Annotated in this window: 11 protein-coding genes; 7 read left to right on the forward strand and 4 right to left on the reverse strand. The window is 67.3% G+C overall.

Annotated features, from left to right (window positions below):
* Nucleotides 1–4: 4 nt before the first annotated feature.
* The 5 genes from CQ034_RS02935 to CQ034_RS02955 are packed head-to-tail and all read left to right on the forward strand — an operon-like array spanning nucleotide 5 to nucleotide 3,484.
* Complete coding sequence (locus CQ034_RS02935) at nucleotides 5–1,150, forward strand: phosphatidate cytidylyltransferase (RefSeq protein WP_029263479.1); 1,146 nt, start codon at nucleotides 5–7, stop codon at nucleotides 1,148–1,150.
* On the forward strand, nucleotides 1,150–1,728 hold the full coding sequence (locus CQ034_RS02940) for a DivIVA domain-containing protein (RefSeq protein WP_029263478.1): 579 nt from the start codon (nucleotides 1,150–1,152) through the stop codon (nucleotides 1,726–1,728). The genes CQ034_RS02935 and CQ034_RS02940 overlap by 1 nt, the downstream gene beginning before the upstream one ends.
* A gap of 47 nt (nucleotides 1,729–1,775) precedes the next feature.
* Entirely contained in the window at nucleotides 1,776–2,468 is a 693-nt protein-coding gene (locus tag CQ034_RS02945) for a transglycosylase SLT domain-containing protein (RefSeq protein ID WP_231481753.1), read from the forward strand.
* Nucleotides 2,469–2,477: 9 nt separating this feature from the next.
* Nucleotides 2,478–2,765: a hypothetical protein gene (locus CQ034_RS19705; protein WP_105709870.1), complete on the forward strand. Its 288-nt coding sequence runs from the start codon at nucleotides 2,478–2,480 to the stop codon at nucleotides 2,763–2,765.
* Nucleotides 2,766–2,767: 2 nt separating this feature from the next.
* On the forward strand, nucleotides 2,768–3,484 hold the full coding sequence (locus CQ034_RS02955; protein WP_105709871.1) for an alpha/beta hydrolase: 717 nt from the start codon (nucleotides 2,768–2,770) through the stop codon (nucleotides 3,482–3,484).
* A 22-nt stretch (nucleotides 3,485–3,506) separates the two neighbouring features.
* Here CQ034_RS02955 and CQ034_RS02960 read toward each other — a convergent pair whose 3' ends face one another.
* Nucleotides 3,507–4,568, reverse strand: coding sequence for an AI-2E family transporter (locus CQ034_RS02960; RefSeq protein WP_105709872.1), 1,062 nt, complete (start codon nucleotides 4,566–4,568; stop codon nucleotides 3,507–3,509).
* A 180-nt stretch (nucleotides 4,569–4,748) separates the two neighbouring features.
* On the opposite strand from CQ034_RS02960, the gene CQ034_RS02965 reads away from it, so the two are divergent.
* Together CQ034_RS02965 and CQ034_RS02970 are read left to right on the forward strand one after the other, a co-directional pair.
* The gene (locus CQ034_RS02965) at nucleotides 4,749–6,671 is read left to right on the forward strand and encodes a glycosyl transferase (RefSeq protein ID WP_146114788.1); all 1,923 of its coding nucleotides are present in this window, start codon (nucleotides 4,749–4,751) and stop codon (nucleotides 6,669–6,671) included.
* Nucleotides 6,668–7,591: a tetratricopeptide repeat protein gene (locus CQ034_RS02970; protein WP_105709874.1), complete on the forward strand. Its 924-nt coding sequence runs from the start codon at nucleotides 6,668–6,670 to the stop codon at nucleotides 7,589–7,591. The genes CQ034_RS02965 and CQ034_RS02970 overlap by 4 nt, the downstream gene beginning before the upstream one ends.
* Nucleotides 7,592–7,619: 28 nt before the next feature.
* Here CQ034_RS02970 and glgB read toward each other — a convergent pair whose 3' ends face one another.
* The 3 genes from glgB to glgX form a co-directional block, all read right to left on the reverse strand.
* Nucleotides 7,620–9,824 carry a 1,4-alpha-glucan branching protein GlgB gene (gene glgB, locus CQ034_RS02975; RefSeq protein WP_029263472.1) on the reverse strand — a complete coding sequence of 735 codons (2,205 nt, stop codon included), beginning with the start codon at nucleotides 9,822–9,824 and terminating at the stop codon, nucleotides 7,620–7,622.
* A complete protein-coding gene (locus CQ034_RS02980; protein ID WP_258133995.1) occupies nucleotides 9,821–11,893 on the reverse strand; it encodes an alpha-1,4-glucan--maltose-1-phosphate maltosyltransferase in 2,073 nt (690 codons plus the stop codon). The genes glgB and CQ034_RS02980 overlap by 4 nt, the downstream gene beginning before the upstream one ends.
* 65 nt (nucleotides 11,894–11,958) lie before the next feature.
* Complete coding sequence (gene glgX, locus CQ034_RS02985; RefSeq protein WP_105709875.1) at nucleotides 11,959–14,031, reverse strand: glycogen debranching protein GlgX; 2,073 nt, start codon at nucleotides 14,029–14,031, stop codon at nucleotides 11,959–11,961.
* Nucleotides 14,032–14,038 lie beyond the last annotated feature (7 nt).

Here is a 14,038-nt window from a genome sequence, read left to right on the forward strand (position 1 = left end):
CCGGATGTCTGACGAAACGCGAGACGCCGAGGAGGGCATGCCGCCGACGCGTAGAGACGCGCGTGATGGCACGCCGCTCGACGGCGTCCCGCTCGCGGACGCCGCCTTCCCGACGTTCGATGCGGAGACCATTCCGCCTCGTCCACCGCTGCCGGCGTCATCCGCCGGTGCGGCGCCCGTCGTGGCCGGGCCGCTCGACACAGCCGACCACAATGCGATCCGGGAGCAGTGGCGGGCCGCGCGGGACGAACTCGAGAACCATGTCTCCCATGCACGCGATCAGATCGATCAGGCGAATGAACGGATAAAACAGCGCACGGGGCGGGACCTCGTTCTGGCGATTCTGATCGGTCTCGCGTTCGGTGCGGCGCTGCTCGGATCGCTGCTCTTCGTCAAAGCGCTGTTCGTGCCATTCGCTCTGGCCGCGGCACTGCTGGGGGTGTACGAACTCTCTCGGGCTCTGCGGGCCTCCGGCCGCCGGGTCGATGTCGTTCCCCAGCTGGTCGCGGGCGCCTTCCTGGTGCTCTCCGCGTACTTCGCAGAACCGTGGCTGTCCTGGGTCATGCTCTTCGTGGCGGTCGCGTTCGTGATCGTGTGGCGACTCATCGCCCAGATGATGGTGAAAGACGGCCGTACCTACGGTGACGTCCTCGCGGATGCGGTCATCGGCGGTTTCGTCCAGGTCTACGTCCCGTTCCTCGCCGGCGTCGCTCTCATCCTCCTCGAACAGGAGGGTGGCCAGTGGTGGGTGCTCAGCTTCATCGCCGTCGCGGTCGCCGCCGACACGGGGGCGTACGCGGCGGGTCTCGCTTTCGGACGTCACCCGATGGCCCCGAAGATCAGCCCCAAGAAGACCTGGGAGGGATTCGGCGGCGCTGTCCTCGCTTCCCTGGTTGCCGGCGTGCTGCTCGCCATCTTCCTTCTCGAACTGCCCTGGTGGGCGGGCCTGATCTTCGGCGCGTCGATCCTGCTGTCGGCGACGCTGGGCGATCTCGGGGAATCCATGCTCAAGCGCGATCTCGGCATCAAGGACATGAGTTCTTGGCTTCCCGGGCACGGCGGTCTTCTTGATCGGCTCGACAGCATCCTGCCCTCGACGATCCCGGCGCTCTGCCTCTACTTCCTCCTCTCTCCCTGGGTGGTGCTGTGATGAACGAAGACCAGGTCGCCGAGCGAGCTGCCGATGCCTCGCCGGCGTTCGCGCTGACGTCCGGGCGCGAGCGTGGATACCACCGTGCCGCTGTCGACACCTTTCTCGCGTCTGCGCGACGAGCGTTCGAGACCGGTACCGACGACCTGGGCGCCGACGATGTGCGCGCGGCATCCTTTCCGCTCGTCAAGGGCGGCTACGTGGTGGCCGACGTCGATGCGGCTCTCGGTCGCGTGGAAGACGCTTTCGCCGCGCGCGAGCGGGAGCGTGTGGTGCGAGCGCAGGGCGCCGAGGTCTGGGTCGAACAGGCGAGAGCAGACGCGCAGACGATCCTGGATCACCTGGCCCGGCCTCGCCGCCGACGCTTCGCCCGCACCGGTGTCCTCACGTTCGGCTATCGCGTCGACGAGGTCGATCATGTCTCGACAAGAATCGTCCGCTACCTCCGCGACGGAGACCCGCTCTCCGCCGAGCAGCTGCGTTCTGCCGCGTTTCGCATGCAGCGTGGCGGCTACCGTGAAGAGCAGGTCGACGCACTCCTCGACGCCACGATCGACGTGATTCTCGCCGTTCGCTGAGTTCCTGATGGTCGACTCAGGCGCCTTTGCGTAGACTGTCCTTCATCGTGAACTCCCGAAACGACATGAACCCCGAACGACGCGACCTTTCGCTGGTGCCCGCAGCGACGGTCAGATCCGCGCGCACGGGCACTCGCCGATGGTCTCGCCGTCGTGGTGTCGTGAGCGTGTTCAGCGCTCTCGCTGTGGTCGGATTCGCGGGAGCACTCGTGGCACCGACCGGCGTCGCGTTGGCGGAGCCCGTGCAGTCCGATGCTCCGGACTCGGCCTATTCGCTCGCTCTCGCCGACACGCAGAATCTCACGGTCACGGTCAGCGGTGCAGCGATCACGCCGGTCGAACGCGGCACGTTCGAGGTGTACGTGAAGCCGAAACCGAAGCCCAAGCCCAAGCCGGCAGCGACTGCCGCAACAGGTTCGCAGGGCGGGTCCTCCGGTGGCACCCTGCCTCCTTACTCGGGAGGTGGAGCGCCCGCCGACTGGATGGCCGCCGCCGGCATCGCGCAGAGCGATTGGCAGTACGTCGACTACATCGTGTCTCGCGAGAGCGGTTGGAACCCGAACGCCACGAACTCGTCTTCGGGCGCGTGCGGGCTGGTCCAGGCGCTTCCGTGCAGCAAGGTTCCCGGCAACGGCTACGATCCCGTGGACAACCTGCGTTGGGCCACCGGCTACGCCACGGGGCGGTACGGCAGCTGGGCCGGGGCGTACAGCTTCTGGACCAACAACCACTGGTGGTGAACAGGAGCGATGCCTCGCTCACGCCGGCGCTCTCCTGCGCGCCCTGAACCGGACGACTCCTTCGATCGGATGCTCGCCGGATGGAAGCGCTCGGAGACCCGCCGGGGCAGCGAGTGGACCGTGCAGCCGGTGTCATCCGCTCAGGCGCAGAAGGAATACGTCTGCCCGGGATGTGCGCGGCCGATCGTCGCGGGAACCGCGCACCTGGTCGCCTGGCGTGCCGACGGCGTCTTAGGCGATGCGGCAGATCTCGCCGCGCGTCGGCATTGGCATACACACTGTTGGAGGATGGCGTGAACATGGAGATTCGAGGGCCGCTGGAGCTCCCCGCGCAGCGCGAGGATGTCGAGCTGACCACCGCGGACGGTCTCACACTGGTCGGCGAACTGGCCATCCCGCAGGATGCTCCGCCCGTGGCGACGCTCGTGACGCTTCATCCCCTGCCGACAGCGGGCGGATTCATGGACTCCCACATCATCCGCAAAGCCGCAGCGAGGCTTCCTGCGCTGGCTGACCTGGCAGTCCTGAGGTTCAACACGCGGGGGACCACGTCGCCGCGCGGCACGAGCGACGGTGCGTTCGACGGGGGCGCGGCGGAGCAGTTCGATGTGGCGGCGGCAATGGACTTCGTCCACGCACGGGCGCTTCCGCGTCCATGGCTCCTCGGGTGGTCTTTCGGCACCGAACTGGCGCTCAAGTACGGGCGCGACCACGACATCGCCGGCGTGATCCTCTTGTCTCCGCCGTTGCATCGCGCCACGGAATCGGAGGTCGCTGCCTGGGCCGACAGCGAAGTCCCGCTCGTCGTGTTGGTGCCGGAGCTGGACGACTACCTGCGCCCGGATGAGGCTCGCGAACGCTTCGCCTCGATTCCGCATGCCCAGTTGATCGCGGTCGAGGGCGGTAAGCACCTGTGGGTCGGCGAGACCCAGACGCGGCGCGTGCTCACGGAGATCGTGGCGGCAGTGAACCCGTCGGCTCTTCCCCTGGCCACTCAGTGGCCGCCGACGGACTGATCGAGCCCGAGGCTCCGGTGCCTCAGAGTTCGTTCATCCGCGGGATGAGAACCTGCCGGTAGATGATCAGGATGCTCGCAGCGACGGGGATCGCGATGAGTGCCCCCAGCAGGCCGAGCAGGCTACCGCCCGCGAGCGCCGCCACGACGACGACTGCTCCGGGGACGGCGACCGCGCGGCTCATGATGCGCGGAGAGATCACGTACGCCTCGACCTGCATGTAGACGAGGTAGTAGATCGCCGCGGCGATCGCGATCCCTGGAGACCCGAGACCCGGGATGAGGCACACGAGGACGATGATCGTGGAGCCGGTCAGGGTCCCGACGAGCGGGATCAGTGAGAAGAAGAAGGCGATGATCGCGAGGACCGCCGGGAACGGCGCATCGATGATCGAGAGGTAGATCGCGCTGAGGACGCCGTTGATCACGCCCTGTGTCACCTGCCCCATGACGTAGTACCCCACGGAGTCGGTGATCTGCTCCGACAGGTCGATGAAGCGGTCGCGCTTCGACGACGGGGCGAGCTGGTACACGGCGCGCTTGAGCGATGGCGTCGAGGCGGTGAGGTAGATCGTCAGGATGAGGATGATGAACGCGCCGAACAGTCCGCTGACGACGGCGCCGCTGGCGACGAGGACGCCCTGACCGATGGATCCGCCGATCTCGGCGAGGTTCGTCGTCAGCCAGTCGGTGACGTACGTGAAGACGACATCGACCTGCAGATTCGGGAAGGTGTCCTGCATCCACTCCTTGAGATCGGGGATCATGTTCCCTCGCGAAACGATGGCCGTGATCTGCGCGATCAGCTGGGAGATCTGATCCACGAGTACGGGGAGGATGATCAGCACGATCCCGCTGAAGATCGCGAGGACCGCGAGGATCGTCACCAGCACGGCGAGCCAGCGGGGGAGCCTACGACGTTCCAGGAAGGAGACGAGCGGATCGAGGCCCAGGCTGAGGAAGAGCGCTGTGCCGACGTAGAGCAGGACGCTCGAAAGTGTCTCCACGCTGTTGATCAGGAGGATCCCCAGTCCCACGCCGAGCGTCGCCACGAGGGCGGTGCGGAACGGATTGTGGATCTTCATGCGACGACTCCTCGAAACGACTGCAGCAAGGGTATCCAGACGCCGAGCCACGTGGCGCGCGACGTGCCGGTCCAGCCGGCACTGCATGTGTACGTGGGCAACACACAGCTGATTTCGCTAGTCTGAAATGTCGAGTGTTGCGTCGCGGGCAGGTGCCGGTGATGCGTGAGGAGACTATTCGTGCGTTTCGTATGGGCCGTGGTGGCCTTCGTGCTTGCCGCCGTGCTGATCGGGGCGGGGATCGCCCAGCGCACCTTCGTGGGCCCCGACTCGCAGCAGACGCAAGTCAAGATCGATGAGCCTGCACCGTTCGTCCTGCTGGACGGGGACGTGCTCCGGACGAACCCCGGAGTGCAGACCTTGATCGTGCGCGGTCAGGGTGACATCTTCGGCAGCTACGGCAGGACAGCCGACATGGAAGCCTGGCTCGCAGACTCCGACTACAACCACGTCACGGTGGACGACGACAGCAGCTTCGCCGTCGAGCACGTGTCGCCGGACGCGTCGGCCGGTGGCGACGAGGGCGAAGAGGGCGAAGCCGACACTGGCCGTGATCCCCGTGGCTCCGACCTGTGGCTCGACTCCTTCGAGAAGGAGAACACGCTCGTCGCCGACAACATGCAACTCCCCGAGGGAACGAGCATGCTGGTCGCGTACGACGGCACGGAGGATGCTCCCGACGACATCGTCGTCTCCTGGCCGCTCGACACCTCGACCCCCCTGGCAGGGCCCCTCATGGTCGCCGGCGGCATCGTCCTGCTGATCGGACTCGTCCTGTACGTCCTCGGAATCCGCCACCAGCGTCGTGGACGGGGTCCGCGCCGCAAGGGCCCCGGCCCCCTTCCTGTGACCGAGCCGATCGACGTCGCGGTGCTTCCCCCGGAAGAGCGCGCAGCGATCGAAGGTTCAACGGATACACCGGCCTCCGCCGACCCGGCGCCCTCCGCAGATACCCCGGACACCGAGATCGAAGATGGGGAGATCGTGGACCCCAAGGAGAACGACTCGAAGACGTCGATGCGCGCGAAGAGCCCCGCTCGTCGTCGCCGGCTGCTGGCGATCCCGGCCCTCGGGCTCACTGCCCTTCTCGCTGCCGGGTGTTCCGCCGATTCCTGGCCGCAGTTCGGCGATGCTTCTGCGTCACCCTCGCCCAGCCCGACCGTCATCGCGCCGGAGAATCAGAAGCCCCCCGCCGTGACCGAGGCGCAGGCCAAGCGCATCCTGAAGTCGGTATCCGACACGGTGGTGGAGGCAGACGCCGCACTCGATCTCGACCTGGCCGCCACGCGTCTGGACGGACCGGCTCTCGCCGCCCGCACGACCGAGTACGCGCTGCGGACCAAGCTCACGGACATGGCTGTTCCTGCGGCGATCCCGACGGATGATGTCGAGGTCGTGCTTCCGGAGGCGACCGATGTGTGGCCGCGCACCGTGCTCATGCTCGCGAAGAGCAAGGGCGACGACACCGAGCCGCCCGTTGTGCTCATGATGACGCAGTCAGACCCGTGGTCGAACTACAAGGTCAGCAATATGGCCGAGATGTCCGCGGATGCGGTTTTCCCCGATGTCGCGGCCAGCTGGCTCGGCACGTCGCTCGTCCCGTCGGACTCCGCGTTCCTCACGCTCCCGCCCGCGGAACTCGCCCCGGCGTTCGCCGACGTCGTCGACTCGGGGGAGAAGAGCGAGTTCTACGGCCTGTTCGATGACCTCGCGTTGAATCTCGCGACGTCGATCACCGACAGCCGGCAGGCCGTGGTCAAGGGGCTCGCCGACAAGGGTGCCGCCAAGACGTCCAAGGCGGCATTCGACATGGCGCCGACGACGGATGAGCCCATCTCGATGACCACGCTCGACAGTGGTGCGATCGTCGCGGTTTCTCTGACCGATACCGAGACGGTGACGCCGACGTCTTCCGACGTGGTGATCCGGTTCGGCGACAACGCAGAGGCCAAGGCCCTGACGGGCGCGACGGAATCCGCGAAGGGCGTCGAGACGACGTACGAGTTCCAGCTGTTCTTCTCGGTCCCCGCTCAGGGATCGACGGAGCAGATCAGGCTCCTGGCAGTCCACCAGGACCTCCTTTCCGTGAAGGTGATCAAGTGAGTGAAATCTCTCCTACCGCGCTGCGTGGCGCGGTGGACCTGTCGACCCTCCGCAACCGACCGGCGGCTCCGCCCGAGGGGGCTCCAGCCCCCGGCGTGGTCGATGTCGTCGTCGATGCGACCGATGAGACATTCGGGCAGATCCTCGAACTCTCGCGCACGGTTCCCGTCGTCGTGGATCTGTGGGCCGAGTGGTGCGGGCCGTGCAAACAGCTGAGTCCGATCATCGAGAAGGTGACGCGTGAACTCGGCGGCCGCGTGCTGCTCGCCAAGGTCGACGTCGATGCGAACCCGCAGCTCGCGCAGAGCTTCCGCGCGCAGTCGATCCCGATGGTCGTCGCGTTGATCGCCGGTCAGCCCGTGCCGATGTTCACCGGAGCGGTGCCGGAGCAGCAGGTGCGCGATGTCTTCGCGCAGCTGCTGCAGGTGGCAGCGCAGAACGGTGTCACCGGATCGCTTGCGGTCGACGCCGATGCCGAGGCGCCGTCGACGCCGGAGGAGCCGGAGCTTCCCCCGCTGCACGCCGAGGCGTTCGCCGCGATCGAGGCAGGCGACTACACCGCCGCGATCCGCGCCTACGAGAAGGCCCTCGCCGAGAACCCTCGTGATGAGGAGGCGATCGCTGGTCTCGGCCAGGTGAGTCTGCTCGACCGCGTGCAGGGGCTCGACCTGCAGGCAGCGCGTGCGGCGGCTGCCGAGGGACCGCTCGACGTCCAGGCGCAGTTCGACGTGGCAGACCTCGATCTGGCCGGCGGTCACGTCGACGACGCTTTCTCGCGACTGCTCGACCTGTTCGCCCAACTGCCGTCCGATCAGCGCACCCCGGTGCGGGAGCGGCTGATCGAGCTGTTCGGCCTCATCGGGACGGGCGACCCGCGGGTGGTAGCCGCCCGGAACCGGCTTTCTTCGCTGTTGTTCTAGCCGTCGGAGGATCCGGCGCGCGCCCCCGTCATCCGTGGCTCACGGTAGGCACGTGTGGGTCCGACTGGTGCCGCAGCCACAGCGTCGACAGCGCAGGAAGGGTCATCGTCGCCGTGGGGGCGCTTCCGTCCTCACCGGTGGCGAAGACCATGCCCAGGTTTCCGGACCCTCGTCCGCCGTAATCGGCGGCGTCGGTGTTGAGAACCTCCTGCCAGACGCCGTCCTGCGGGAGTGCGAGTCGATATCCCGCGCGCTCCACCCCGGCGAAGTTGCTCACGACGACGAGACGTCCGCCGTGGGCATCCCGCCGCTCGAAGGCGATCACGGTCGGGTCCCAGCTGGGTGCGCCGAGGCGCTGGAACGATGATCCGTCGTTGTCCCGTGCCCACAGCGGGGACTGGGATCTGTACGCACGGTTCATCGCGCCGACGAAGCCCTGCAGCTGCGCGTGCGACGGCTGGTCGAGGAGCCACCAATCCAGCTCACGCCCTTCGGACCACTCGGCGAGCTGACCGAACTCCTGGCCCATGAACAGGAGCTTCTTCCCGGGATGCCCCCACATGTAGGCGAGGTACGCGCGGACGTTCGCGAGCTTGTGCCAGTGGTCGCCGGGCATCTTCGCCATCAGGCTGCCCTTTCCGTGCACGACTTCGTCGTGGCTGATCGGCAGCAGGTAGTTCTCCCCGAATGCATACACGAAGGAGAAGGTCATCTCGCCTTCGTGATGCGCGCGGTACATGGGATCGCGCGAGATGTACTGGAGAGAGTCGTTCATCCAGCCCATGTTCCATTTGAACCCGAACCCCAGGCCGGCGTGGTCGGTGGGTGCGGTGACGCCCGGGAAGCTGGTCGACTCCTCGGCGATCATCATGATCCCCGGGTGCAGTCGGTAGGCCGTGGCGTTCACCTCCTGCAGGAACCGGATCGCCTCGAGATTCTCCCGGCCACCGTGGATGTTCGGTTCCCATTCGCCGGCTTCGCGGGAGTAGTCGAGATAGAGCATCGAGGCGACGGCATCGACCCGCAGCCCGTCGACGTGGAACTCCCTGAACCAGTACAGCGCGTTGGCTACGAGGAAGCCGCGCACCTCCGGTCGGCCGTAGTCGAAGATGAGCGTGCCCCAGTCCTGGTGCTCGCCGCGGCGAGGATCGGGGTGTTCGTACAGGGGCTGGCCGTCGAAGCGCGCGAGGGCGAAGGCGTCTTTCGGGAAGTGCCCGGGAACCCAGTCCATGATCACGCCGATGCCGGCCTGGTGCAGCCGATCGATCAGGTATCTCAGGTCGTCCGGGGTGCCGAAACGGCTCGTGGGCGCGTAATAGCCGCTGACCTGGTAGCCCCAGGAGCCCCCGAAGGGGTGTTCCGCCAACGGCATGAACTCGACGTGGGTGAATCCGGTATCCGTCACGTGCTGGATCAGCGGCTCGGCGATGTCCCGGTACCCGAGGCCCTCACGCCAGGAGCCGACGTGGATCTCGTAGACCGACAGCGGCTGCGCGACGGCGTGGGTCGCGGCACGCCGGGTCATCCACGCGCCGTCCGCCCACTCGTAGGACGACGCGGTCACGACGGATGCTGTGTTCGGCGGTACCTCGGCCGCGAGCGCCATCGGGTCGGCTTTCAGTATCCAGGCTCCGTCGCGGGTGCGGATCTGATACTTGTATCGCGTGCCCACGGGGAGATCGGGGATGAAGAGCTCCCAGACTCCGCTCACGCCCATCGAGCGCATCGCGTGCGCATCGCCGTTCCAGTCGTTATGATCGCCGACGACGCGCACTGCGGAGGCGTTGGGCGCCCAGACGGCGAACGCGACGCCCTGCTCGCCGTCCAGCGTCCGGGGGTGGGCACCCAGCGCCTCCCAGAGGCGTTCGTGCCGTCCCTCGGCGATCAGATGGAGGTCGAGGTCTCCGAGAGTCGGACGGTGTCGATACGGATCCCCGGAGAGCGTCTCCTCGTGATCCGCGTACCGCGTGGCGAGCCGGTATGGGAGCGGGGGACCGACGTGCTGCGCCTCCCAGATGCCATGCGCCACGTGGGCGAGCTCGAGCCGGCTGCCGTCGCCGAACACCGCGGACACGCCGGCGGCCAGCGGGCGTCGGACGCGGATCACGGTGACCGTGCGGTCTGCGGCGTCTTTGTGGGGGTGCGCGCCGAGGATGGCGTGCGGATCGTGGTGCGTGGCCGAGGAGACGGCCTCCCACTCGGTGGATGCGGCGACATCTTCTGTGTAGCTCATGCTCGCTCCCTCACCTTCAGGATGTGCACCGGCTCGGCGAAGGCGTCGAGCCGCACATAGTTGTGATCGTTCCACGTCCAGACGGCGCCGGTGAGCAGGTCTTCGACCTCGAACGGATCGCCGAGCGGGATGCCCCATTGCGTGCTGTCGAGGTGCACGGTCGTCTCGCGCACGGAGTGCGGGTCGACGTTCGCCACCACGATGACGGTATCGGGACGTCCGGTACCGGTGAACGGCGCCGGCAGGTGCTTGCTGTACACGAGGACGGCATCGTCGTCGCTCCAGTGCGCCCGGAAGTTCCTGAGCTGGCCGAGTGCGGGGTGAGCTGCGCGGATCTCGTTGAGGCGCCGGAGCAGAGGAGCGAGCGATTCGCCGCGGGCCTCTGCGCCCGACCAGTCGCGGAACTTGAACTCGTACTTCTCGTTGTCGATGTTCTCTTCCGACCCGGGCCTCGCCACGTTCTCGAAGAGCTCGTAGCCGGCGTATACCCCGTAAACGGGCCCTGCGGTGGCGGCGATGCAGGCACGGATACGGTACGCCGCGCGCCCGCCGAACTGCAGGTACTCGGTCAGGATGTCATGGGTGTTCACGAAGAGGTTGGGCCGCATGTAGTCGGAAGTCTCCTGCGACACGGAGGTGAGGAATTCCTCCAGTTCGCTCTTGGTATTCCGCCACGTGAAGTAGCTGTAGCTCTGCTGGAAACCGACGGCGGCCAGGGCACGCATGACGGCGGGGCGGGTGAAGGCCTCCGCGAGGAAGATCACGTCCGGATCGACGGCGCCGATCTCGCGGATCAGCCACTCCCAGAACTGCAGCGGCTTGGTGTGGGGGTTGTCGACCCGGAAGATCTTCACCCCCTGGGCCACCCAGTGCTTCACGATCCGCAACATCTCGGCCGCGATGCCATCGGGGTCGTTGTCGAAGTTGAGCGGGTAGATGTCCTGGTACTTCTTCGGCGGGTTCTCGGCGTACGCGATGCTGCCGTCGGGGAGGGTCGTGAACCACTCGGGGTGCTCGCGCACCCAGGGGTGGTCCGGGGCGGCCTGGAGTGCGAGGTCGAGTGCGACTTCGAGGCCGGCTCCGTGCGCCGCGCGAACGAAGGCGCGGAAGTCGGCCGGCGATCCCAGGTCCGGGTGGATCGCGTCGTGACCGCCCTCGGCGGAGCCGATCGCATATGGGGATCCGGGATCACCCGGCTCCGCTGTGAGGGTGTTGTTGCGCCCCTTGCGGTTGGTGGTACCGATCGGATGGATCGGAACCAGATAGACCACGTCGAAACCCATCGCGGCGACCTCCGGCAAGCGTTTGGCTGCCGTGCGGAACGTCCCGCTCTTCACGGTCCCGTCCTTGAGCCGCTTCGCGCCCTCCGATCGCGGGAAGAACTCGTACCACGCACCGACGCCCGCCGCGGCACGGTCCACGTTGAGCGTCTGTCGCTCGGTGGCGGAACGCAGGCTCGTCAGAGGGCGGGCCAGGAAGACATCAGCCAGTCCGGAATCGGTGGAGAGCGCGAGTGCCGTTTCGCCATCCCCGGTCCGCAGCGACTCGGCGTCCGCGAGCAGACGTTTCCGCTGGGCGGCGGGGCGGTCCTTCTCAGCGGCGGCCCGCGCGAGCAGCTCTGCGCCGAGCGCGGCCATCACCGGCACGTCGACACCGGCTGCGACCTTCAGCTCCGCGGCGTGGGCCCAGGTTGCGAAGTCGTCGGAGAACGCTTCGAACCGATAGCGCCATGCACCCTGCTCGTCGAGCGCGATCTCCGCCGCCCACCGGTCCGTGCCGTCGCTCCGGGCGGTCAGCCGGTGCAGGCTCTCCTCGCCCGTGGGCGACGTGAGGCGCACCTGCACACCGATGATGTCGTGGCCCTCGCGGAACGAGACCACGGTGAACGGGACGACCTCGCCCACGAAGGCCTTCGGCGCGAAGCCGCCGGGCACTGCAGGTGTCGGATCGAGCAGCGGGATGCGAGTGGAGCGAAGCGAGCCCGGGACATCCGCGTCGCCGAAGGCGCGCGTCGGGATCTGAGCGGGGCTCCGTAGAGCCGAGGACCGAGTACCAGCACGTGCAGCCACATCCCGAATGTACCGCGCCGTCGTGGTCGCGGGTAGCGTGCCGCGTGGTGCGTCGGGAGCCGGGTTCATTCGACGCGGAACAGCCTCATCGATGTACCGGAGACGGGAAGCACATCGCCGGGCGCGAAGATCTCCTGCTCGTCGGAAGGCCGCTCCTGAGCGCTCGACCACAGCGACACGAAGCGGGTCGCGCCCTCGATCTCGTCGGGGAGGCGCACGTCGATGGGTGACTCCGTCCCGTGCACGATGAGCAGGATGCGGTTGTAGGCCTCGGTATCGGGGGTGGAGGCGGCGACGTACTGGAGGGTCCGGTTGCCGGGGTCGGCCCACTGGCCCTGCTCCATCGTCTCGCCGTTCTGGTCGAACCAGTCCATGACCGAGGCATTCGGGATGTGCTCGCCGAGTCGCGCGTAGCGGCCGGGGCGCAATGCCGGGTTCTCCTGCCGCAACCGGATCAGGCGTGAGACATGGGCGCGGAGGTCCTCCTGCCAGGGCTCGAAATCCCAGGCGAGCCAGGTGAGAGCGGAGTCCTGAGCATAGGCGTTGTTGTTGCCGCGCTGGGTGCGTCCGACCTCGTCGCCCGCCGTGAGCATCGGGATGCCGGCCGAGAGGAGCAGCGTCCCGAGAAGGTTGCGCATCGCTTTGCGCCGCGCGGCGAGGATCGTCGGGTCATCCGTGGGCCCCTCGACACCGTGGTTGAAGGCGCGGTTCATGTCGGCACCGTCGCGGTTCTGCTCACCGTTCGCTTCATTGTGCTTGACGTCGTACGAGACGAGATCGTGCAGGGTGAAGCCGTCGTGTGCCGTGACGAAGTTCACGCTGGCGAGCGGCCCCCGGTCTTCGCTGAACGTGTTGGAGGATCCGGCGAGTCGGGTCGCGAACCCACCGACGCCCACCGGGGCGGACGCACGTCGTGCATAGTCGATGTCGCTGAGCCAGAAGTTGCGTACGCGGTCGCGATAGCGGTCGTTCCACTCGTGCCATCCCGACGGGAAGTTCCCCGTCTGCCACCCGCCGAGACCGACGTCCCACGGCTCGGCGATGAGCTTGGTGTCGGCGAGGATCGGGTCATCCGCGATGGCCTGCAGGAGCGGATGCTCCGGCGTGTAGGTGTGTGCCCCGTCGCGGGCGATCGCGGTGGCGAGGTCGAAGCGGAAGCCGTCGATCTGCATCTCCTGAGCCCAGTAGCGGAGGGAGTCGAGGACGAGTCTGGCCCCGGCATCGGTCGCCGTGTTCAGCGTGTTGCCGCACCCGGTGGTGTCGACGTAGACGCCGGACTCGTCCTGGCGGTAGTAGTGGGCGTTGTCGATGCCGCGCAGGCTCGAGCGGGGACCGCCGATGCCCTCTTCGGAGGTGTGGTTGTACACGACGTCGAGGATCACTTCGAGGCCGGCCTCGTGCAGCAGCCGCACCATCCCCTTGAACTCGGCGAGGACGGCCTCCGGTCCTTCTTTGCGCGCGTCCTCGGTCGCGTAGGCGGTGTGCGGGGTGAAGAAATTCAGGGTGTTGTAGCCCCAGTAGTTGGTGAGTCCGCGTTCGAGCAGGCGCGGCTCCGGCACGAAGGCGTGCACGGGGAGGAGCTCGATGGAGGTGATGCCCAGCGAGTGGAAGTACTCGATCATCGCGGGATGGGCGAGGCCCGCATAGGTGCCGTGCAGGGCGGGCGGCACATCGGGGTGACGCTTGGTGAGTCCCTTGAGATGCCCCTCGTAGATCACCGTGCGGTCGAGCGGGATACGAGGCTTCTGGGAATCGCCCCAGTCGAAGCCGTCGACGATGACGACCGAACGCCACTCCTCGTAGCCGTCGCCCTGGGCCAGGCCCCGTGCATACGGGTCCAGCAACAGCGTCTCCGGGTTGAAGGTGTTTCCCGGGCCGTGGGGCCCGCCGACGCGGACGGCGTAGCGGACGCCGGGCTGAAGGAGCTCCGTGGTGATCTCCCAGACGCCTCCTGCCAGCCGTTCGAGCGGAACCTCGTCGGTCGCCCAGTCCAGGTCGGTGGAGTCGAACACGACCAGCTCGATGGACGAGGCGTTCTGCGACCAGACGCGCAGGGTGCCGACGCCGTCGTGCAGACGGACGCCGAGGTTGTCGAGGGTGGTGCCGCCGGGCACGGTCAGGTCTCGGGACGCGGGCATGAGTACA

It is taken from the genome of Microbacterium sp. MYb45 (assembly GCF_002979655.1).
GTDB lineage: Bacteria > Actinomycetota > Actinomycetes > Actinomycetales > Microbacteriaceae > Microbacterium.